The following is a 19,722-nucleotide window of genomic DNA, read 5'->3' as shown; positions in this document are numbered from 1 at the left end:
CCGAGGGCAGGGGCATTGCTGACGCCACAGGGTTGATCGCGTAAACTACGCCGCCCACGTGGAGGCACCATGCAAGACGACGATTTTTCCCTGTTCAGCGCCGAGGTGCGCGGCGTCAAGCCGATCAAGCACGACCGTGCCGAGGTCGGCAAACCCAAGGCTGACCGCAAGCAGCTGGCTGGCCTGCGCCAGGCGGCGACCGTGCGCAGTGACCAGACGTTGGTGATCGACGGGCTGTCCGACCAGTTCGTGATCGACGTGGGTGCCGAAGACGAGTTGATGTGGCGCCGCGACGGCGTGCAGGAAACCCAGCTGCGCAAGCTCAAACTCGGCCAGATCGCCTTCGAGGGTAGCCTCGACCTGCACGGTATGACGGTCGAGAAGGCCCGCGAAACCTTGTGGGCGTTCATTGCCGAGGCTACCAAGCTGGAAGTACGCTGCGTGCGCGTGACCCACGGCAAGGCCGCACGCCTGGATGGCAAGCGCCCAATGATCAAGAGCCACGTCAACACCTGGCTGCGCCAGCACCCGCAGGTGCTCGGTTTCACCTCCTGCCAGGCTCGCCATGGCGGCACCGGTGCCGTGTACGTAATGCTCAAACGAACCATGATGGAAGGCCGCGACGAGTAACGCCGCGCTTGCAGCGCAGGCTTTGCCGCCGTAACCTTCGTTTTTGCGATTTTTTCCCACAGGTAGATACATGTCCCTGGAACAGAACTACACCGAGATCCTCAGCCAGATCGGCGAGGACGTCTCCCGTGAGGGCCTGCTCGACACGCCCAAGCGGGCTGCAAAGGCCATGAAGTACCTTTGCCGCGGTTATGAGCAGACGCTGGAAGAAGTGACCAACGGCGCACTGTTCACCTCCGACAACAGCGAAATGGTGCTGGTCCGGGACATCGAGCTGTATTCGATGTGCGAACACCACATGCTGCCGTTCATTGGCAAGGCGCACGTGGCCTACCTGCCCAAGGGCAAGGTACTGGGCCTGTCCAAGGTCGCGCGGATCGTCGACATGTACGCCCGCCGCCTGCAGATCCAGGAAAACCTCAGCCGTCAGATCGCCGATGCCGTGCAGCAGGTGACCGGCGCTGCGGGTGTGGCGGTGGTTATCGAAGCCAAGCACATGTGCATGATGATGCGCGGTGTGGAGAAGCAGAACTCGACCATGCTCACTTCGGTGATGCTTGGCGAATTCCGCGACAACCCGGCCACGCGCATGGAGTTCCTCGGCCTGATCAAATGATCGGCGCGTGACCCGAGCCGGCCCTGTGGGTCGGCTTTTTCTTTTCAGGAGTTGCAGATGATCGTCAAAGCCTTGCGGGTCGGCCTCGGCCAGCTCATCGTGTTCGGCGACCTGATCAGCCGCCCGGCCAAGCGCAAGCGTGATGCCGCGGCCCAGGCGCAGGTCGAGCAGCAGGCCAAGGGCCTTGCGCTGTACCAGTTCCATGCGTGCCCGTTCTGCGTGAAAACCCGCCGCACCCTGCACCGCCTGAATGTGCCAGTGGCGTTGCGCGATGCGAAGAACGACCCGGCGCACCGCCAGGCGCTGCTCGAAGGTGGCGGCCGGGTGAAAGTGCCGTGCTTGCGCATTGAAGAGCAAGGCAATGTGACCTGGATGTATGAGTCCAAGGCAATCATTGCCTACCTGGACAAGCGCTTCGCGTCGGCCTGATACGCCTTATTTGGCCCGATCGCCGGCAAGCCGGCTCCCACAAGGATGGTGTTGGCTTCCAGGACGTTGCTCGCACCGCTACCGCGCAGGTCTTCAGGCCTGCGCTTTACCTGTGGAAGCAACTGTCTTGCTCAATTTCTAAAAGCCGGCGCAAATCCATGTGGAAGCTGGCTTGCCGGCGATAGGGCGGTAATGCCTCAACCCACCATCGGCACATGCCGAGGATGCGCTGCCACCCGGTCCAACCAAGCCCGCACCCCCGGGTACTCAGCCAGGTCAAACCCACCCTGATGCGCCACATGGGTGTAGGCATACAACGCCACATCGGCAATCGAATACTGCTCGCCCACCAGATACGGCGTCATCTGCAACTGCCGCTCCATCACCTTCAATGCCTTGTAGCCGCCCTTGTGCAGCTTGCGGTATTCGTCCACGCGCTCATCAGGCAACCCCAGGTAGAACTGGATGAACCGCGCCACGGCTATGTAAGGCTCATGGCTGTACTGCTCGAAAAACTGCCACTGCAGTACCTGGGTACGCAAGCGCGGCTCGCTGGGCAGGTACTCGCTGCCATCTGCCAGGAAATTGAGAATGGCGTTGGACTCCCACAGGCAGGTGCCGTCCTCCAGCTGCAGCACCGGCACCTTGCCATTGGGGTTCATCGCCAGAAACTCAGGCGTTTGGGTCTCGCCCTTGAGGATATCCACCGGATGCCATTCATAAGGGCTGTCCAGCAGGCTGAGCATCAGCTTGACCTTGTAACAGTTGCCCGACTGGTAGTCGCCATAGACCTTGTACATCGCCCCTCCCTCCCATGCAGTTGCGCAATCGTGCCCAATAGTTGGCGACTGTACGGCTAAAAGCAATGCCCGCTGTATCGCAAGGATCAATCCAGCGCGCGTTAGTCTGCAAAAACTGCTTACACATGGACAAGGACTCACCCCATGACCGATGCCACCTCCGCACGCCTGCGGCCCCTGGCAGACAGCTCACCGTCGGCCGTCGTCGCCGGCTTCATCGCCATGCTCACCGGCTACACCAGCTCGCTGGTGCTGATGTTCCAGGCTGGCCAGGCCGCGGGCCTTTCAACGGCACAGATCTCGTCGTGGATCTGGGCCCTGTCCATCGGCATGGCGGTCTGCAGCATCGGCCTGTCACTGCGCTACCGCACCCCGATCACCGTAGCCTGGTCGACACCCGGCGCTGCGCTGTTGATCACCAGCCTGGGCGGGGTCAGCTACGGCGAGGCCATCGGTGCCTACATCACCTGTGCCGTGCTGGTGCTCATCTGCGGCCTGACTGGCAGCTTCGAACGCCTGGTCAAACGTATCCCGGCATCACTGGCCTCGGCCTTGCTGGCCGGCATCCTGTTCAAGATCGGCAGTGAAATCTTCGTCGCGGCGCAGCACCGCACGCTGCTGGTGCTGGGCATGTTCTTCAGTTACCTGCTGGTCAAACGCCTGTCGCCCCGCTACTGCGTGCTGGCAGCGTTACTGGTGGGCACGGCGCTGTCCGGCGCACTGGGCTTGCTGGACTTCAGCGGCTTCCAGCTGGAAGTGGCCACCCCGGTGTGGACCACGCCCAGCTTCTCGCTGGCCGCGACCATCAGCATCGGCATCCCACTGTTCGTGGTGGCCATGACCTCGCAAAACATGCCGGGCGTTGCCGTGTTGCGTGCCGATGGTTATCAGGTGCCGGCCTCGCCATTGATCTCAGCCACGGGCTTTGCCTCACTGCTGCTGGCGCCGTTCGGCTCGCACGGGGTCAACCTGGCGGCCATCAGCGCGGCGATCTGTACTGGGCCGCATGCTCATGAAGACCCTGCCAAGCGCTATACAGCGGCAGTGTGGTGCGGGATTTTCTATGGCATTGCCGGGGTGTTCGGCGCCACCCTGGCGGCGTTGTTCGCTGCATTGCCGAAGGAGCTGGTGCTGTCCATTGCGGCATTGGCGCTGTTCGGCTCGATCATGAACGGCCTGACGGTGGCGATGGGTGAGGCGCGCGAGCGAGAGGCCGCGCTGATCACCTTCATGGTCACGGCTTCGGGGTTGACCCTGTTTTCGATTGGCTCGGCATTCTGGGGGATTGTGGCGGGGGTGCTGACCCTGCTGATTCTCAGCCCGCGCAGGGGGTGATCGAAGGGGGCTGTGCCAGCCCCATCGCCGGCAAGCCGGCTCCCACAGGTACAGCGCAAGCCTTGAAGGCTGTGGTGTACCTGGGCTGCCTCCAAGACATTTGCCCCTCATCCAATGTCTTGGAGGCAGTCCATTATTGAAGACAGTCCACTTTCGGGCCCCATTCACTTTCAGGAGGACTCCACCCAACCGGTGGGAGCCGGCTTGCCGGCGATAGGGCCGTTACAGACGGTCACAAACGAAAATGCCCTACCATCCCCTTCAGGTCACTGCCCAACTGCGCCAACTCGATACTTGACCGGGCATTGCCCTGCATGGCCAACGCCGCCTGATCGGCACTCCCACGGATCTGGGTAACGCTGCGACTGATCTCCTCAGCCACCGAGCTCTGCTGCTCTGCCGCCGCAGCAATCTGCTGGTTCATCTGCTGAATCAACGACACCGCCGCCGCAATACTGCCCAAGGCGCTTTCGGTTTGCAGCGCATCGGCCACCGCCAGGCGTACCAGGTCAGTACTGCCACGGATCTGCGCCACCGACTGCTGGGCATTGCCGCGCAGGCTGGCAACCAACCGCTCGATCTCCTCGGTGGACTGGCGGGTACGCCGCGCCAACGCCCGCACTTCATCGGCCACCACAGCAAAACCCCGGCCCTGCTCGCCCGCCCGCGCCGCTTCGATGGCGGCATTGAGCGCCAGCAGGTTGGTCTGCTCGGCGACACTCTTGATCACTTCCAGCACATCGCCAATGGTGTGGATCTCGGCGCTGAGGCTGTCGATACCAGCGCTGGCCGCCTCCGCCGCCGCCGCCAGTTGCTCGATACGCTGCATGCTCTGGCGCACCACCACCTGGCCCGAATCAACCTTTTCGTCAGCAGCCTGCGCCGCCAGTGCCGCTTCCTCAGCATTGCGCGCCACATCGTGCACGGTGGCGGTCATCTGCTGCATGGCGGTAGCCACCTGCTCGGTCTCTTCCTTCTGGCTGCCCACTTCGCGGTTGGTCTGCTCCGTCACCGCAGACAGCGCCTGGGCACTGCCAGCCAGTTGCTCGATGCCTTGCTGCAAGCCGCTGACGATGCCCGACAGCCCGGCAGCCATCTGCTGCATCGCCTGCATCAACTGGCCCACTTCATCGTTGCGCGCAGCTTCCGCGTCCAGGGTCAGCTCCCCGGCAGCGATGCGCTGGGCCCGGCCAATCACCCGTTTCAGCGGGCCGACCACCGCCCGCGTGATCAACCACCCCGCCAGCACACCCACCAGCAGCGCCAGCCCGGTAGCCAAGGCAATGGCCAAGGCATTGCGCGTCAGCTCACCCTGCATCGCTTGCTCGTCCGCCGCATAAGCCCGGTCGACCCGCTGCGTGGCCTGCTCTGCACGCGCCTGCAGTTGCGCCTTGATACCCTGCTCTTTAGCGAGCAGGTCGGTGTACTCATTGAGTTTGTCCGAGAAGCCGGCGATATGCCCCTGCACCTCGCCCAGCACGCTCTGGTAGCCCGCATCGCTAACCGCCGCCTTGAGCTGCTCGACCAGCCCTGCCGCTTCAACGGTCTGGGCGATGCGCCCTGCGCCTGCACCTTCCTCGCCCTTGCGGCTCTGGTCCAGGCGTACGCGCGCCTCGTCCATGGCCTGCAGCATCAAGCGAGATACCTGAGCCACCTGCGCGGCCTGCTCCAGGAACTCGCCGCCTTGCTGGCCTTGTGATTGTTTGAGCGTGTAGGTGCCGTCATCGGCCAGGCCGGCCTGCAATACATCAAGGTTGTTGGCCACGCTGGAGACCGACCAACTGGCCGTGTCCAGCGCCAGCTCCTTGGCCTGCACCGCTTCGACAAAGGCTTCGAAAGCCTGGCCATACGCCGCCAGGTCCGCTTCGGCCGCCGCCAGAGCCGGCAGGCTGCGGGTACGTTCGCTGAGGTTGTGCAGGCCGCTGCGCAAAGCCTCTGCCTCCTTGATATCGGAGCGCAGGGCAAAGGCCTGTTCATGCTGGCGCAACTTGAGCAGGTCGGTATTGAACTGGCCCAGCTGGCGCAGGCCGCCGAAATGCTGGCCGACGCTGTACAGCGCGGCAATGCCGATAGCCGCCACCGCCAACGTCAGCAGCAGTACCAAGGCAAAGCCCAGGCCCAGCTTGCGGGCCATACCCAGGTTGGCCAGAAAACCCCGCCTGCTCGTCTCCATACGCCGCCCCCTGCTCTGAGGATTTGCCAAAGGCCAAGCGTGGCAATGATTGCGCTGGACTCACAAGGGCTGAAGTGGCCAATAGTGTCAAATAGCTATGAGCGTGTCGCAATCAGCGTGCTGAGGGTCGCCACAGATGCGAAAACAAGGCCCCAGCGCGGGAACCCTGCCCATGAGCGACATCGATGCGCAGACCAGTTGCGCCCTGACAAATATGTTTGTAGACAGAACGCACTGCCGCACGATCAGCCTGGGGTGAGCACGACATCGTAAAGTGACTTAAAAGGGCATCATTTGCAGATGACAATCATGCTACGGCTGGTATAACCCGCAGGGTTGATGCCGAACAGGAAATCACCTTCCTCTTCGTCGTCACTGGTCGAGCGAGCGACAACTTTGTAACCCCGCGCCCCACAGGACTGCGCCGCCTTGCTATAGCACTTGTCCCACGATGACGATAAGCCTGAGCAATTGATATGCAAGCCCTTACGACCTTTTCTAACCTCGGTCTTAGCAGTTGCCACGCACCCTGCAATCGCGAGAATGGCCAAGAACAAAACTACGTGTTTCATTGCTGTCCTTAGATGATGTGACGTCATCGTAAGACCGATCACCTACGATCCAGTTCTTGCCTCTACCCTATCACAGAGAATCAAACTCAGTACCATCGCCCTGTCGGCGCAGCTGCCTTTTCAAATAGCCGTAGCCCCGCCATCCACCGTCAGGCTGTGCCCGGTCGTGAACGCCGCCCCATCACTGCACAGGTACAACACGGCACTGGCGATTTCCTCGACCTTGCCGATGCGCCCCACCGGGTGCATTGCGGCCGCGAACTCGGCCTTGCGCGGGTCCGCCTCGTAGGCGCGGCGGAACATGTCGGTATCGATCACCGCCGGGCACACCGCATTCACCCGGATGCCCTTCTTGGCATATTCGATGGCCGCCGATTTGGTCAGGCCGATCACCGCATGCTTGGACGCGCTATAGATGCTCATCTTAGGCGCCGCACCCAAGCCTGCCACCGAGGCGGTGTTGACGATCGCCCCGCCACCCTGGGCCAGCAACAGCGGCAGCTGGTACTTCATGCACAGCCACACCCCCTTGACGTTGACGCCCATGATGGCATCGAACTCTGCCTCGCTGCCCTCGGCCAGCCGCCCCTGCTCGATCTCGATACCGGCATTGTTGTAGGCGTAGTCCAGCCGACCGTAGGCCTGAATGACCTGCTCATGCAGCCGGCGCACATCAGCGTCACGGGTCACGTCACAGGCCACGAACATGGCCTGCCCACCGGCCTCGTTGATCAACGCCACGGTGCCCTCACCGCCGACCGGGTCGAGGTCGGCCACCACCACCTTGAGGCCCTCCCCTGCAAATGCCAGCGCCGTCGCCCGGCCGATACCCGCCGCACCGCCAGTGACCAGTGCTACCTGGCCGGAAAAGGTCATGCTCATCGAGTGCTCCAATAATGGGTGCGATTTTCAATGTGATGTGATGTGAAGTAGATGTGAGGTAGATGTGGGAGCCGCGCTTGCCGGCGATCGAGCGCGCAGCGCTCGCCAGCGCAGCCCCCACAAGGCCCTGCAACAGCCCCACACTTCTGCAGTCGAAGTCTAGTCAGCCTTCTCCCTCACTGGGCAGCATCATCAAGCCAGCGGTTGAGCTACCATGCTTACCAGTGATTTTGCAGACCTGTTGGCATCACCACGTTAAATTTACCCCTCTGCTTCCTGCCCACAAGGACCCCCGCCATGACCCAGACCAACCGCCGTTTCCTGCTGGCCAAACGCCCCACTGGCGCCGTGCGCCGTGACGATTTCACCTTCGAGACGGCCCCTGCCGATGCACCCGGCGAAGGTCAAATCCAGGTACGCAACCTGTACCTGTCGCTGGACCCGGCCATGCGCGGCTGGATGAATGAAGGTAAGTCGTACATCCCGCCCGTGGCACTCGGCCAGGTCATGCGCGCCCTGGGCGTAGGCGAAGTGGTGGCCTCCAACCACCCCGACTTCAAACCCGGCGACCATGTCAGCGGCGCCCTCGGCGTGCAGGACTACTTCACCGGCGAGCCCCAGGGCCTGCACAAGATCGACCCCAACCTTGCCCCCCTGCCCCGCTACCTCTCAGCCCTGGGCATGACCGGCATGACCGCCTACTTCGCCCTGCTCGACGTCGGCCAGCCCAAGGCAGGTGACACCGTGGTCATCTCCGGTGCCGCCGGCGCCGTAGGCAGCATCGTCGGCCAGATAGCCAAGATCAAAGGCTGCCGCGTGGTGGGCATTGCCGGCGGCGCGCAGAAATGCCAGTACCTCAAGGATGAACTGGGGTTCGACGGCGTCATCGACTACAAGGCCGAAGACGTGCTGGCCGGCCTGAAGCGCGAATGCCCCAAGGGCGTTGACGTGTACTTCGACAACGTCGGCGGCGAGATCCTCGACGCTGTGCTTACCCGCATCAACTTCAAGGCGCGCATCGTGATCTGCGGCGCGATCAGCCAATACAACAACAAAGAAGCCGTCAAAGGCCCGGCCAACTACCTGGCGCTGCTGGTGAACCGTGCACGCATGGAAGGGTTCGTGGTGATGGACCATGCCAAGGAGTACGGCAAGGCCGCGCAGGAAATCGCCGGCTGGCTGGCCACTGGCAAGGTCAAGAGCAAGGAGGACGTGGTCGAGGGGCTGGAGACGTTCCCAGAAACCCTGCTCAAGCTGTTCAGCGGAGAAAACTTCGGCAAGCTGGTGTTGAAGGTTTGAACTACAGGGGGCCGCTCATGCGGCCCCTAGCACATTTCAATGTCAGGTATTGTTAAGAACTTGTAGGAAAAATGTGAAAGATCTGTAGTATTAAACACTAAGTTATATGGCTCATTGATACTACAAGGGACGAGGGTGTGGTTGGCGATTCACAAATCTGGCAGAACGAATATCCCCATACCCTGCGCCATCGCAGCACCACCCTGCATCTTCAGGCCCCTATTGCCGTACATACACGGCTAGCCTTCGAACGGCTGATCGAGCAGACAGCCAGCTCCAAGCGGGTCAGCGCACCGCTTCAATGCACCCAAAGCCTGCTGTTCACCAAACGGGAAAAGCTCGATTCGCTGAAAAAGAAGCTGCGCATGCAGCGTGGCCAGCCCAAGCGCAACGGCATGTATGACTGGTCTCTCGAAGAACTGATCAACACCCGCGAAGCGGCCCGCCGGGGTGCGCGGGTGCCCAGGCTGGTCGGCTATGGCTACAGCCGCTCACGGTTCGGCCTGATGCAGGACTTTTTCCTCATCACAGAATTACTGAGCGGGCACGAGGATGGGTTGGCAACAGTGCGCCAAAACCCCGAGGCCGTGCACCGGGTGATCGCGGCAGCCTTCGAACTCCTGCACGCCCTGCACTGCCAGGGTGTCACGCACATGGACCTGTGGGCGGCGAACGTCATGCTTCCGGAACAAGGAAAAGCGCAGGCCATCGACCTGGAGAACAGCTTCTCCGGGCCCACCGCCTACATGAGCGAAACCTTGGGCTTTCAGTTCGGCTTTTTCTACTACCGAGAAATTTACCGCTATATAACCGAAGCGGACTATGATGCTGCGGTAGAATGCGCACTGGCCGAGTACTTCCCTGATGTGCAACGCGCTGCCTTCAACCGGGTGTACGCGCTTGCCAAGCATGAGGAAATCGGGCGCCTGGAGCGCCGCGAAATCTTCACCAGCGGTGTAGTCGAAAGTCGTTGGTAGAGCGCCATGGCTACCCCAGACTTAATAGAGTAGAAAATGATCAAGATTACCCAGAACATCGAATGTTCCAACGCCGCCCCGTTCGTGCTGTTCGGCGGTATCAATGTCCTTGAGTCCGAGGACCTGGCCCTTACCGCCTGCGCCGAATACGTGCGGGTTACCGAGAAGCTGGGCATTCCTTACGTGTTCAAGGCCAGCTTCGACAAGGCCAACCGTTCCTCGATCCACTCCTACCGTGGCCCAGGCATGGAAGAAGGCCTGCGCATCTTCGAGAAGGTGAAGGCCGAGTTCGGCGTACCGATCATCACCGACGTGCATGAAATCTACCAGTGCGCGCCAGTGGCCGAAGTGGTCGACGTGCTGCAGCTGCCTGCCTTCCTGGCCCGCCAGACCGACCTGGTGGTGGCGCTGGCCAAGACCGGCAAGCCGGTGAACATCAAGAAGCCTCAGTTCCTGAGCCCTTCGCAGATGCAGAACATCGTGCAGAAGTTCAAGGAAGCGGGTAACGACCAGTTGATCCTGTGCGACCGCGGTACCTGCATGGGCTACGACAACCTGGTTGTGGACATGCTGGGCTTTGGTGTGATGAAGCGCACCTGCGATGACCTGCCGATCATTTTCGACGTAACCCACGCCTTGCAGAACCGCGACCCTTCGGGTGCTGCTTCGGGTGGCCGCCGCGAACAGGTGGTTGACCTGGCCCGTGCCGGCATGGGCGTTGGCCTGGCTGGCCTGTTCCTGGAAGCCCACCCGAACCCGGACCAAGCCAAGTGCGACGGCCCGAGCGCATTGCCGCTGGATAAACTGGAGCCGTTCCTGGCGCAGATCAAGGCGCTGGATGACCTGGTGAAGTCGTTCCCGCCGCTGGTTATTGGTTGAGTCGCTTTGGCGTGATGTGAAAGGGCCGGTACGCGCGCGTACCGGCCCTTTTTGTTTTTGGGCTTGGTGTGGGTATTGCGGCGTGACGGCAATCGAGTGCCCGAAGATCTGTGCCAGGCAGCCTCAGCCTTTCATCCCCAACTCGGCATCATCCATCAGCGCCTTGGCCATGGCGCTCAGGTAATGCGAAGCCCAGATCATCATCGGCTTCTCATCCATCAGCCCGATGATGGTCAGCTCCCGCACATACCCCATCAGCTCCGAAGCCTGCTCACGGGCATCCTGGCAAGGTATCCCCGGCTCGATCCGGAACAAGGGATGAGTCTGGTGTTCACCCTGGAAGAACGTGGTCACACCCGCTGTGACATGGGTCACGTCTTTAGTCATCGCTCTACTCCCCCTCAATGCAGGCTGCTGGTACGTTCCAAGGCCAGCGAGAGCGCATCCGACTGACCCCAGGCGATCTGCATGGCCCGCAGGCCGTTTACCATCAACTCCCGGGTGGCTTCGTCTTCTACCGCGTAAAGGGCCATGTGGCAGTGGTTGTAGGCAAGCATCAGATAGTGGGTGACGTTCATGACTACGTGATCGATCGGCACGATGCGCTCGCTGATGGCGCTGGAGAGGGTCTTGTCGGAGGGAAGGTCGAAATGGTGGGGTGGATCGGGGACGATTTTTTTCATAGCAATTCCTTGAAGATTAAAGGAGTTGCCACCGCCGTTTCCACACGAAGGGCGACAACTGTACACGGGGTGGAAAACCGAGTCTTCAAGGAACCCCGGCAGGCCTGACGGCCTCCCGTATACAGCTGTCATTACGACAGGCACTTGAAGATTGTCCGGGTTTCCACGCCCGCATCGCTGAAAATCGGCGACCCAAGAAGCCTAAAGTGCAGTGTTTCCAGGAACAATCAGACGCGTGTCGACAGAACGTGTAGGGTATTTCTCCAGGCTAAGCATCACCAGTCCTGATACGTAGGAAATTTCTCAATCAACGAGTGGATAGATGCCTCACCGTCTCCATCGCGCCCCGCTCAAGCATGGCTGACGTATCCCTAGCATTCCCCATGCTTTAGAATGACGAAGACCTACATAAGATGCTGAATTGGCACCATTTTGGAAAACGAGCAGCTAGTCTGCATAGAAGCGTCACACGACATGGATCAAAGCTAGGGGTTTGCAATGGTTTCTCAGAATCACGACGTTACTGACACACCGTTGGTGACAGTGATCATCGCGTCCTATAACCACGCGCGTTACATCGAAGCCAGCATCAACAGCGTCGTCAACCAGACGTACAAGAACATCGAGCTTCTAGTGGTGGATGATGGCTCCAAGGACGACAGCCCTGAGGTACTCAAGCGGCTGCAGGCTCAACACGGCTTCGACCTGCGCTTCCAGGCCAACCAAGGCCTGGCGCGAACCCTCAACGACGCCATTGCACGCGCCAAGGGCGACCTGATCGTGCCTTTCGGCTCCGACGACATCATGCTGCCGCACCGTATCGCCACCCAGGTGGAGTACATGCATGGCAAGCCTGAAGTGGGCATCTGCTCGGCCAACATCGAAACCATCGACCATAACGGCCAGGTGATGGGCGCGCGCGAACAGCGCAAACGCAACCTGCCCTTCCGCCGCCTGGACTTTGACGACCTGTGGCTGGACCGCAAGCCAGGCCCCATGGCTGCCACGTTGATGCTGCGCCGCGAAGCCCTGGAGAAGGTCGGCGGCTTCAGTGCCGATATCCGCCTGGAAGACGTATACATCGAACTGTCGATCGCGCGGGCCGGTTATTACATCGACGTGCTGGGCGAGGTGCTGGCGCAGTACCGCGACCACCCGACCAACACCTTCAAAAACGGCCGCTTCATGGTCGATAACGTGCTCAAGACATACGCACACTTCAAAGACCACCCGCAGTACGAGCAGGTGTGCATGAAGTTCCGCAACTCCATGGTGCTCAAGTACGCCAACCGCGACAAGCAACTGACGCGGGAAATCCTGGCTGATATCCCGCTCAAGTACTGGAACAGAAAGACTTTGCGTGGCCTGTGGCGCCTGCTCTGGTCTTAAGCGAGCTTTTTACCGCCCCGGTGTATCAGCCACTGGGCGTAGACCACAGCCATTGGCATCCAGATCAGAAACCAATGCTCTTTCGGGCGTGACATGAACGCACTGCCTTCTGTCAGCCCTGAAGCAAAGCCGAATATCAGCCAGGTCGCCGCAAGCGTAACCCCGGGGTGCTTGCGGTAAGCCCAGCAAAAGCGCATGGCCAGGCCGTAGAGCACCAACCAGAGCACCAAGCCCACGACCCCACCTGCATACAGCACGCCCAGCTCGATGTTGTGCGGGTCGGCGAGCGTCTGTTCAAGGCCTGGAATGATCACCGTCATCGGGGCATCGTAACCATGGCCAAGCCAGGGGTGCTCACCGATTTGGCGCAGCGATTCCATCCAGATTTCGGGGCGGTAGGACACGCCACGTTGAGTGATCGCTTCAGGGTAGAACACCGCAACCCCAACCAAAGCCAGGGCCACGGCCGCCATTGCGATCAAGCCGTGGCGCCGGTCACCCACGATCAGCAACCAACCCAGTGCAGCCGCCAACCCGATCAACGGCGTACGCGAGCCCGTGGCAAGAATGGCCATGCCCAGTACCGCCAGGCAGGCCAGAGCCAGAATGTTGAGCGCGCCGCGCGTCTGGAACCAGGTTGCCAACCAAATAGCAGCGAAAGCGCCGAACACATGGGCAGTCAGCAAGGGGTTGTAGAGCGCGCCGTAGCCGTCGAGGCGCCCGCCCTCACCCGCCGCCAGACCCAAGAAGTAGATCAGCGAAACACCAGCGGCGACTGCGGCAAACAGGGCAGCCAGGCGCACACACTGATGCAGCTGTGCCGGTGACTGCAAGCTGATGAGGCCGGCCGACAGCAACACCATGGCAATGTACAAGGGCCGCTTGAGCAAACTGCCTACCGAGTTCTCGGTATCGGACCAGGCAATGCTCAGCAGGGTGTAGGCAGAGAACACCAGGAAGGCAATGAACAGCGGGTTGCCAAACAACGCCTTGGCCTGCCGTGGCTGCAGGATCAAGACGATCAACGTGGGCGCGGCAAGCAGCAGGTAAAAGAGCTTGTGGTACAGCGAGCGGTCCCACGCCCAGAACATCCCCGTCAGCAGGGCCAGCCAGCCCAGCGGCAACACGTAGCGCGTCACCATGCCTGCCCAGCGTTGAGCCGGCGACTGTATCGACACATCAATTGACATCTAGCATCCTCTGGCAAACGGGAATGTTCAGTGTGAGCCCTGCATTCCAATGTAAGGATCGAAGGGCTCGCTGAACGCCACCCATGTTGAAAAGGTTGCTGTGAAACGCCTGCAGGTGTCAGCTACGGATCTCGGCGACCACCGCTGCCAAGGCCTGGGCCGGGTCTGCCGCCTGGCTGATCGGGCGGCCGATCACCAAGTAATCCGAGCCGGCATCCAGCGCCTGGCGCGGGGTCAGAATGCGGCGCTGATCATCTTGCGCGCTGCCGGCAGGGCGAATGCCCGGTGTTACCAACTGCAGGGACGGGTGCGCAGCCTTGAGCGCCGGCGCTTCAAGTGCCGAGCACACCAGCCCGTCCATGCCGGCTTTCTCGGCCAGTGCCGCCAGGCGCAGCACCTGCTCTTGCGGTTCGATGTCCAGACCGATGCCGGCCAGGTCTTCACGTTCCATGCTGGTCAGCACGGTCACGCCGATGAGCAGTGGCTGCGGGCCGCTGCGCTTGGCCAGCACTTCGCGGCAGGCCGACATCATGCGCAGGCCGCCGGAGCAGTGCACGTTTACCATCCACACGCCCATTTCGGCGGCAGCCTTCACGGCCATGGCGGTGGTGTTGGGGATGTCGTGAAACTTGAGGTCCAGGAACACCTCGAAGCCCTTCGCGCACAGCGACTCGACAATGCCGGACGCGCTGCTGGTGAACAGCTCCTTGCCAACTTTCACCCGGCACAGGGCAGGGTCGAGCTGGTCGGCCAGTTTCAGGGCGGCGTCACGGGTAGGGAAATCCAGGGCGACGATCAGGGGCGTCTGGCAGGCGGACATGGTCGGGGTCTCTTGGCAAGTCGTAAACGGCGCGCATTGTAAACGAAGTGGCCCAGGCTTTGGGGGCCGCGGATCAGCAGATTTGGCCAGGCCGTGCCCGGCTCCTATAATTGAACCAATGAATACGGCCATTGCTCAACATGCATACACGCCACGTTGTGTGCGATCACAGGAGATAACCCCATGCCTTGGTATGCCTGGCTGATACTGATCTTAGCCCTTGGCTCGATCGTGGGCGGGTTGATGATGTTGCGCGATACGGCGAAGAAACTGCCCTTGACCGACGAGCAGTTGAAGAAGGTACACGAGCGCAATGCCGAGGCGGATGCCAAGGATGCGCGGGATCGGTAGGCCTAGGGTACGGTGTTTTGAATGCCCTGCGTATTTGGGGTTGCGTAGCTCGAGTGCCGCGCGGGCGGCGCTCGAACTCAAGGGCGCTAGTACAAGCAAGACAGGCTAGCGGATGACAGTGCCCCCTACTCCACCGTCAACTTGTCACGATTGCGCTCGAGCAGCGCCTTGCCGATGCCCTTGATCTCCAGTAACTCGTCCACCGACGCAAATGGCCCATGCGCATCCCGGTATGCGACGATCGCTTCAGCCTTGGCCTTACCGATGCCGTTGAGGCCCTGCTGCAACGTGATTGCATCTGCACTGTTCAAGTTCAGCCGGCCAGCCGAGGCCGCCGCTTGAGCCACCACAGGTGCCGGCTCGGCCATCATTGCGCTGGCTGCCGGCGCGGCGCTGGTCGCCATGGACAGGCCCGCGAACAGTGGCAGGAACAGGTAGGAAAGAACGATATTACGCATTGTGGACACTCCTTCGAGAAAGTTTACGAGGCAGCGTTTCCTTGGCTGCCCGGTAAAACTAACGGCTCGAAGGCCCCTGAGAAAGCCCGCGGATCAAGGGATTGGTTACCAAATTCAACAGCTGACAGCACACAATGGCGTCAGCTGTAGGAAGGTGCCCAGCGCATTGAAAGAGCAAGGGCAGTGCTAACGGTCCCGGCGCTGCTGCTGGTAAACCCAGTCGACGATGTCACCCTCTGGCGAGTAGCCGCTGACCAGTTCGCGCAGCAGTTGCCGCACGCGGGTAAAGTCATCTTCGGCCACTGCCTTGAACAGCACGGCCAAGCGCTCGCGCAATACTTCCCAGACGATGAAGTCTTCGTTGGCAGCCATGATCATCGGGTGGGCCGTAGGGGAAACGTCATCGCCAATCAGCAGCTCTTCATAAAGCTTCTCGCCGGGCCGTAGCCCACTGAACTCGATGGCGATGTCACCGTGCGGGTTATCCGGGCTGCGCACACTGAAGCCCGACAGGTGGACCATCTTTTCTGCCAGTTCGACGATTTTCACCGGCTCGCCCATGTCCAGCACGAACACATCGCCCCCCTGCCCCATCGCCCCCGCCTGCACCACCAGCTGCGCAGCCTCGGGAATGGTCATGAAATAGCGGGTTATCTTCGGGTGGGTCACCGTCAGCGGCCCCCCGGCTTTGATCTGCTGGTGGAACAACGGAATCACAGAACCGGAAGAACCCAGCACATTGCCGAAGCGCACCATGGTGAAGCGGGTTTTGTTCACCCGGGAAATCTTGCTGCTGTCGCCGTACATCACCGGCGCCGCTTCGCGGCTCAGCGCCTGCAGGATCAGCTCGGCCAGCCGCTTGGAGCTGCCCATCACGTTGGTCGGGCGCACGGCCTTGTCGGTGGAGATCAGCACAAAGTTGGCCACGCCCGTCTGCAGCGCGGCCTGCGCCGTGCACAGCGTGCCAAACACATTGTTGAGAATGCCTTCGGCCACGTTGTGCTCGACCATGGGTACGTGCTTGTAGGCCGCAGCGTGATACACGGTGTCCACCCGCCAGGTGCTCATCACATCGGCCAGGTGCTGCTGGTTACGCACCGAGCCTAGGATCGGCAGCAACTGCACCGCCAGAGACTCGCGCGTAATGCGCTGCTCAAGCTCGGTGAGGATGCTGTACAGGTTGAATTCGCTGTGGTCGAACAGCAGCAGGGTCTTGGGTTCCAGCCCGATGATCTGCCGGCACAGCTCGGAGCCGATCGAGCCGCCCGCGCCAGTCACCAGCACGGTACGCTTCTTGTTGCACCGCCAAAGCAGTTCATCCTGCGCCGGCACCGGGTCGCGCCCCAGCAGGTCGGCAATGTCGACGTCCTGGATGTCATCGACTTTTACCCGGCCACTGGCCAGGTCGGCAAACGCCGGCACACTGCGCACATGCAAGGGGTAAGGCTCGAGGAAGGCGAGAATCTCTTTACGCCGCGCGCGTGAAGCGGTTGGCAGCGCCAGGAGTATTTCCTGGGCGCCGGTTTCTTTGATCATCTGGTCAAGGTGCTTGGGCTTGTACACCTGCAGGCCGGAGATGACCCGGTTGGCCAGGTCGCCGTCATCGTCGATGAAGGCCACAGGACGCATCACACGCCCCATGCGCAATGCCGCCAGCAACTGGTTGCCGGCCGTGCCAGCGCCGTAAATGGCGACTTTGACCTGGCCATCGTCACGGTTGGTAAAAGGGATTTGATGAGCACCGCTGAACCAGTCGCCGAGGAAATACTGGCGCATGATCAGGCGCAAGCCGCCCATGATGACCAGGCTCAGCCACCAGTAATTGAAAATGATCGAACGCGGCACGATGACCTGATGGTTGCTGTACCAGTAGACCACCACAGCGAGTATCAAGGAGGACAAGGTAACCGCCTTGATGATGGCAACCAGCGCATCATTGCCAAAGTAGCGCATCACCGCGCGGTACATGCCAAAGCGGATGAACAGCGGAATAGCCACGATCGGCGCAGCCAGGAACAGCCAGGTGTGTTCGATGATGGGGTTGTACATTTCATCGATGCCCAGGCGCACGATGAACGACAGCCACAGGGCAAACCAGATAAGCACGACGTCGGTGCACACCTGTATCAGGCGCTTCTGACGCCGGGACAGGTTCACCAGGTACTGGCGCACCCTGTCTTTATTCGCGTCACTCATCCGGTTCTCCTAAGCCACATATGCCCCAGCCCACTCTGGCCATGTTATTCGCGTTCGCCTGCGCGATACTTGATCGCCAGCAGTGTAAGAGGCGCGTAGGCAATCAAGGTTCCCGCTGCGCCATCAAGCTTGAACAGCAGCACGGCTGCAGCCACGGGCAGCAACCAGCCGATATTGATGGCCGCCACCGCCAGGCTGACGGGTAGATGGCTGCCGTACTGCCGTGACGCATATTGGTAGGCATGGCTGCGATGGGCTTCATAGACTTTTTCGCCCCGCAACAGGCGCCGCCCCAATGTGAACGTGGCATCGACCACGAACACACCCATAAGTATTAACCACCCCCAGAATAATAGCGGGTTTATCCAGGCTGCCTGCAGTGCCAGAAGGCCCAGTACGATACCCAGGAAACCACTGCCGGCATCGCCCATGAAGATCCGCGCCGGGGGGAAGTTCCAGGCCAGGAAACCCGCCACCGTCGCCGCCAGCAGCAACGGCAACCCGATCGCCTGTGGGTGACCGGTAATCGCGTAGAGCAGGCAACCGCCGAGGCACACGCAAATGGCCTCGATACTGGCGATACCGTCGATGCCATCCATGAAGTTATAGAGGTTCAACAGCCAGACCAGGTACAACGCGGCGAGGATAGCGCTCAGCCAGGCAATGTCCAGCGGTAGGCCGAACAGCGTAATCGCAGGCATGCCCCCCAACCAGTACAACCCCCAGGCGGCCGCTACAAAGTGGCCGAGCAAGCGCCAGCGTGCGGCGATATGCCCGTGGTCATCCATGAAGCCGATCAGCGCCACCAGCCCCCCGGCCCCGAGCAGGCCGACCAGCAATCGGAACGGGACCACCCCGCTCCACCCCAGCACCAGCAGGGCGGCCAGGAATGTAATGACGAACGCCAGGCCGCCACCGCGTGGCGTGGGCAAGGTGTGCGAACTGCGCGCATTGGGGATGTCCAGCAAGCTGCGCGCCAGCGCGTAACGCCGAAGCCCTGCGGTCAGGGCAAGTGAAATGAGGCCAGCAGCGATAATCAGCCATATCATGGGCGGTGGCCTTCCAGAAAAGCGCGGGCGGTGGCGTCAAGCCCCTGCTGCAAGGTGAACGGGGGGCGCCAGCCCAGCAGCAGCTGATTCTTGGCAATATCTACCTGCAACGACCCTAGCAAACGCTGGGCCAGGTCGTGCCGGCCAACCAGATTGGCAGCGCTCTGGAGCAGGGCTGGGGGCACCGGCAACAGTCGCGCCGGGCGGCCGAGCGCACGCCCCAAGGCCCGCAACAGCTCGCTCAAGGACACATCCTCGCCATCGCTGGCCATGAAAGTCTGGTTACGGGCCTGAGGGTGATCGATGCAGGTAACCACAAGATCTACGAGGTTTTGCACCGAGACCAGGCTGCGACGGTTATCGACAGCCCCCAATGGCAACGGCACCCCGCGCTGCACCCAGCGCATCATGCTGTGGAAGTTGGCTTTGACCCCTGGGCCATAGACCAGTACCGGCCGAATAATCACGATCTCCATACCGGTGGCCACGGCTACCTGGCATAACCCCTGCTCTGCTTCATGTTTGGAAATGCCATAGGCATCCAGCGGCATGGCTGCATCATCGGCACGCAAGGGCTGGCCCGGAATACTGGCCTCGCCGTTGACCTTGACCGAGCTGATGAACACGAAGCGCCGTACCCCCGCCGCTGCTGCTTGCCGGGCGAGGTTGAGCGTGCCCTCGACATTGACCCGGCGGAACGCGGCCAGGCTATCGGCGGCGGTTTCTTTCATGACGTGCACGCGCGCGGCGGCATGCACCACGGCGTCCACCCCGGCCAAGGCTTCAGCCCAATCCGTCGTGGCGGCCAGGTCGCCTACGTTGACCGCCGGTATGTCCGCCGGCCCCGTCCCAGCACGGCGCAAAGCCGCCCGAGGGCCGTACACGCCGATTGAAGCCAGCCTGTGGCAGAGCGCGCTGCCGACAAAACCGCTGGCGCCGGTGACGAGAATGGTTTGTCTATCCATGAGTGAACATCCAGCCCGCAGGCGTAACA

21 protein-coding genes and 1 pseudogene are annotated in these 19,722 nt (G+C 61.4%); 9 read left to right on the top strand and 13 right to left on the bottom strand.

Annotation, left to right across the window (positions count from 1 at the left end; translation table 11 throughout):
* Positions 1-69 precede the first annotated feature (69 nt).
* The 3 genes from OSW16_RS07355 to OSW16_RS07345 all read left to right on the top strand — a co-directional run bounded on the left by OSW16_RS07355 (position 70) and on the right by OSW16_RS07345 (position 1,675).
* Positions 70-630: a Smr/MutS family protein gene (locus OSW16_RS07355; RefSeq protein WP_241802954.1), complete on the top strand. Its 561-nt coding sequence runs from the start codon at positions 70-72 to the stop codon at positions 628-630.
* A 70-nt stretch (positions 631-700) separates the two neighbouring features.
* Entirely contained in the window at positions 701-1,246 is a 546-nt protein-coding gene (gene folE, locus OSW16_RS07350; RefSeq protein ID WP_241802953.1) for a GTP cyclohydrolase I FolE, read from the top strand.
* A gap of 57 nt (positions 1,247-1,303) precedes the next feature.
* Positions 1,304-1,675 (top strand): glutaredoxin family protein, encoded by a 372-nt coding sequence (locus tag OSW16_RS07345; protein WP_267821937.1) that lies wholly within the window; start codon positions 1,304-1,306, stop codon positions 1,673-1,675.
* 197 nt (positions 1,676-1,872) lie between these two features.
* Here the strand turns inward: OSW16_RS07345 and OSW16_RS07340 are convergent, their stop codons facing one another.
* Complete coding sequence (locus tag OSW16_RS07340; RefSeq protein WP_267821935.1) at positions 1,873-2,475, bottom strand: glutathione S-transferase family protein; 603 nt, start codon at positions 2,473-2,475, stop codon at positions 1,873-1,875.
* Between the two features lie 144 nt (positions 2,476-2,619).
* On the opposite strand from OSW16_RS07340, the gene OSW16_RS07335 reads away from it, so the two are divergent.
* A complete protein-coding gene (locus OSW16_RS07335) occupies positions 2,620-3,810 on the top strand; it encodes a benzoate/H(+) symporter BenE family transporter (protein ID WP_241802950.1) in 1,191 nt (396 codons plus the stop codon).
* Positions 3,811-4,042: 232 nt separating this feature from the next.
* On the opposite strand, the gene OSW16_RS27040 is transcribed toward OSW16_RS07335, so the two are convergent.
* The 4 genes and pseudogenes from OSW16_RS27040 to OSW16_RS07320 all read right to left on the bottom strand — a co-directional run bounded on the left by OSW16_RS27040 (position 4,043) and on the right by OSW16_RS07320 (position 7,437).
* On the bottom strand, positions 4,043-4,747 hold the full coding sequence (locus OSW16_RS27040; protein WP_372490477.1) for a methyl-accepting chemotaxis protein: 705 nt from the start codon (positions 4,745-4,747) through the stop codon (positions 4,043-4,045).
* A gap of 204 nt (positions 4,748-4,951) precedes the next feature.
* Positions 4,952-5,128, bottom strand: a pseudogene (locus OSW16_RS27035) (hypothetical protein); the annotation flags it as partial.
* Between the two features lie 1,145 nt (positions 5,129-6,273).
* Positions 6,274-6,555, bottom strand: a complete 282-nt coding sequence (locus tag OSW16_RS07325; RefSeq protein ID WP_241802948.1) for a hypothetical protein — start codon at positions 6,553-6,555, stop codon at positions 6,274-6,276.
* Positions 6,556-6,675: 120 nt separating this feature from the next.
* Positions 6,676-7,437: an SDR family oxidoreductase gene (locus OSW16_RS07320; RefSeq protein WP_267821929.1), complete on the bottom strand. Its 762-nt coding sequence runs from the start codon at positions 7,435-7,437 to the stop codon at positions 6,676-6,678.
* A gap of 297 nt (positions 7,438-7,734) precedes the next feature.
* On the opposite strand from OSW16_RS07320, the gene OSW16_RS07315 reads away from it, so the two are divergent.
* From OSW16_RS07315 to kdsA, 3 genes are all read left to right on the top strand, one after another.
* Complete coding sequence (locus OSW16_RS07315) at positions 7,735-8,736, top strand: NADP-dependent oxidoreductase (RefSeq protein ID WP_267821928.1); 1,002 nt, start codon at positions 7,735-7,737, stop codon at positions 8,734-8,736.
* Between the two features lie 137 nt (positions 8,737-8,873).
* Positions 8,874-9,713, top strand: a complete 840-nt coding sequence (locus tag OSW16_RS07310; RefSeq protein ID WP_267821926.1) for a lipopolysaccharide kinase InaA family protein — start codon at positions 8,874-8,876, stop codon at positions 9,711-9,713.
* 36 nt (positions 9,714-9,749) lie between these two features.
* The gene (kdsA, locus tag OSW16_RS07305) at positions 9,750-10,592 is read left to right on the top strand and encodes a 3-deoxy-8-phosphooctulonate synthase (RefSeq protein ID WP_012313334.1); all 843 of its coding nucleotides are present in this window, start codon (positions 9,750-9,752) and stop codon (positions 10,590-10,592) included.
* Between the two features lie 123 nt (positions 10,593-10,715).
* On the opposite strand, the gene OSW16_RS07300 is transcribed toward kdsA, so the two are convergent.
* Positions 10,716-10,979: a DUF3077 domain-containing protein gene (locus OSW16_RS07300; RefSeq protein ID WP_267821924.1), complete on the bottom strand. Its 264-nt coding sequence runs from the start codon at positions 10,977-10,979 to the stop codon at positions 10,716-10,718.
* Between the two features lie 14 nt (positions 10,980-10,993).
* Positions 10,994-11,275, bottom strand: a complete 282-nt coding sequence (locus OSW16_RS07295; RefSeq protein WP_267821922.1) for a hypothetical protein — start codon at positions 11,273-11,275, stop codon at positions 10,994-10,996.
* A gap of 498 nt (positions 11,276-11,773) precedes the next feature.
* On the opposite strand from OSW16_RS07295, the gene OSW16_RS07290 reads away from it, so the two are divergent.
* Entirely contained in the window at positions 11,774-12,664 is an 891-nt protein-coding gene (locus OSW16_RS07290) for a glycosyltransferase family 2 protein (protein WP_241802941.1), read from the top strand.
* Here OSW16_RS07290 and OSW16_RS07285 read toward each other — a convergent pair.
* Together OSW16_RS07285 and pyrF are read right to left on the bottom strand one after the other, a co-directional pair.
* On the bottom strand, positions 12,661-13,854 hold the full coding sequence (locus OSW16_RS07285; RefSeq protein WP_267821919.1) for an O-antigen ligase family protein: 1,194 nt from the start codon (positions 13,852-13,854) through the stop codon (positions 12,661-12,663). The two genes, OSW16_RS07290 and OSW16_RS07285, sit on opposite strands and share 4 nt — an antisense overlap.
* Before the next feature lie 118 nt (positions 13,855-13,972).
* Positions 13,973-14,674: an orotidine-5'-phosphate decarboxylase gene (gene pyrF, locus OSW16_RS07280; RefSeq protein ID WP_012313329.1), complete on the bottom strand. Its 702-nt coding sequence runs from the start codon at positions 14,672-14,674 to the stop codon at positions 13,973-13,975.
* A 183-nt stretch (positions 14,675-14,857) separates the two neighbouring features.
* Between pyrF and OSW16_RS07275 the strand changes: the two genes are divergently transcribed.
* The gene (locus OSW16_RS07275) at positions 14,858-15,025 is read left to right on the top strand and encodes a DUF2897 family protein (RefSeq protein WP_241802938.1); all 168 of its coding nucleotides are present in this window, start codon (positions 14,858-14,860) and stop codon (positions 15,023-15,025) included.
* 125 nt (positions 15,026-15,150) lie between these two features.
* Here the strand turns inward: OSW16_RS07275 and OSW16_RS07270 are convergent, their stop codons facing one another.
* The 4 genes from OSW16_RS07270 to OSW16_RS07255 form a co-directional block, all read right to left on the bottom strand.
* Positions 15,151-15,483, bottom strand: coding sequence for a ComEA family DNA-binding protein (locus OSW16_RS07270; RefSeq protein ID WP_241802937.1), 333 nt, complete (start codon positions 15,481-15,483; stop codon positions 15,151-15,153).
* A 186-nt stretch (positions 15,484-15,669) separates the two neighbouring features.
* Positions 15,670-17,679 (bottom strand): polysaccharide biosynthesis protein, encoded by a 2,010-nt coding sequence (locus OSW16_RS07265; RefSeq protein ID WP_267821915.1) that lies wholly within the window; start codon positions 17,677-17,679, stop codon positions 15,670-15,672.
* 44 nt (positions 17,680-17,723) lie between these two features.
* Positions 17,724-18,728: an MraY family glycosyltransferase gene (locus OSW16_RS07260; RefSeq protein ID WP_267821914.1), complete on the bottom strand. Its 1,005-nt coding sequence runs from the start codon at positions 18,726-18,728 to the stop codon at positions 17,724-17,726.
* Positions 18,725-19,693 (bottom strand): UDP-glucose 4-epimerase family protein, encoded by a 969-nt coding sequence (locus tag OSW16_RS07255; protein WP_267821911.1) that lies wholly within the window; start codon positions 19,691-19,693, stop codon positions 18,725-18,727. The genes OSW16_RS07260 and OSW16_RS07255 overlap by 4 nt, the downstream gene beginning before the upstream one ends.
* Between the last annotated feature and the right edge of the window lie 29 nt (positions 19,694-19,722).

Source organism: Pseudomonas putida, from assembly GCF_026625125.1.
Classification (GTDB): Bacteria; Pseudomonadota; Gammaproteobacteria; order Pseudomonadales; family Pseudomonadaceae; genus Aquipseudomonas; species Aquipseudomonas putida_X.
This window is presented reverse-complemented; position numbering and strand designations above follow the sequence as displayed.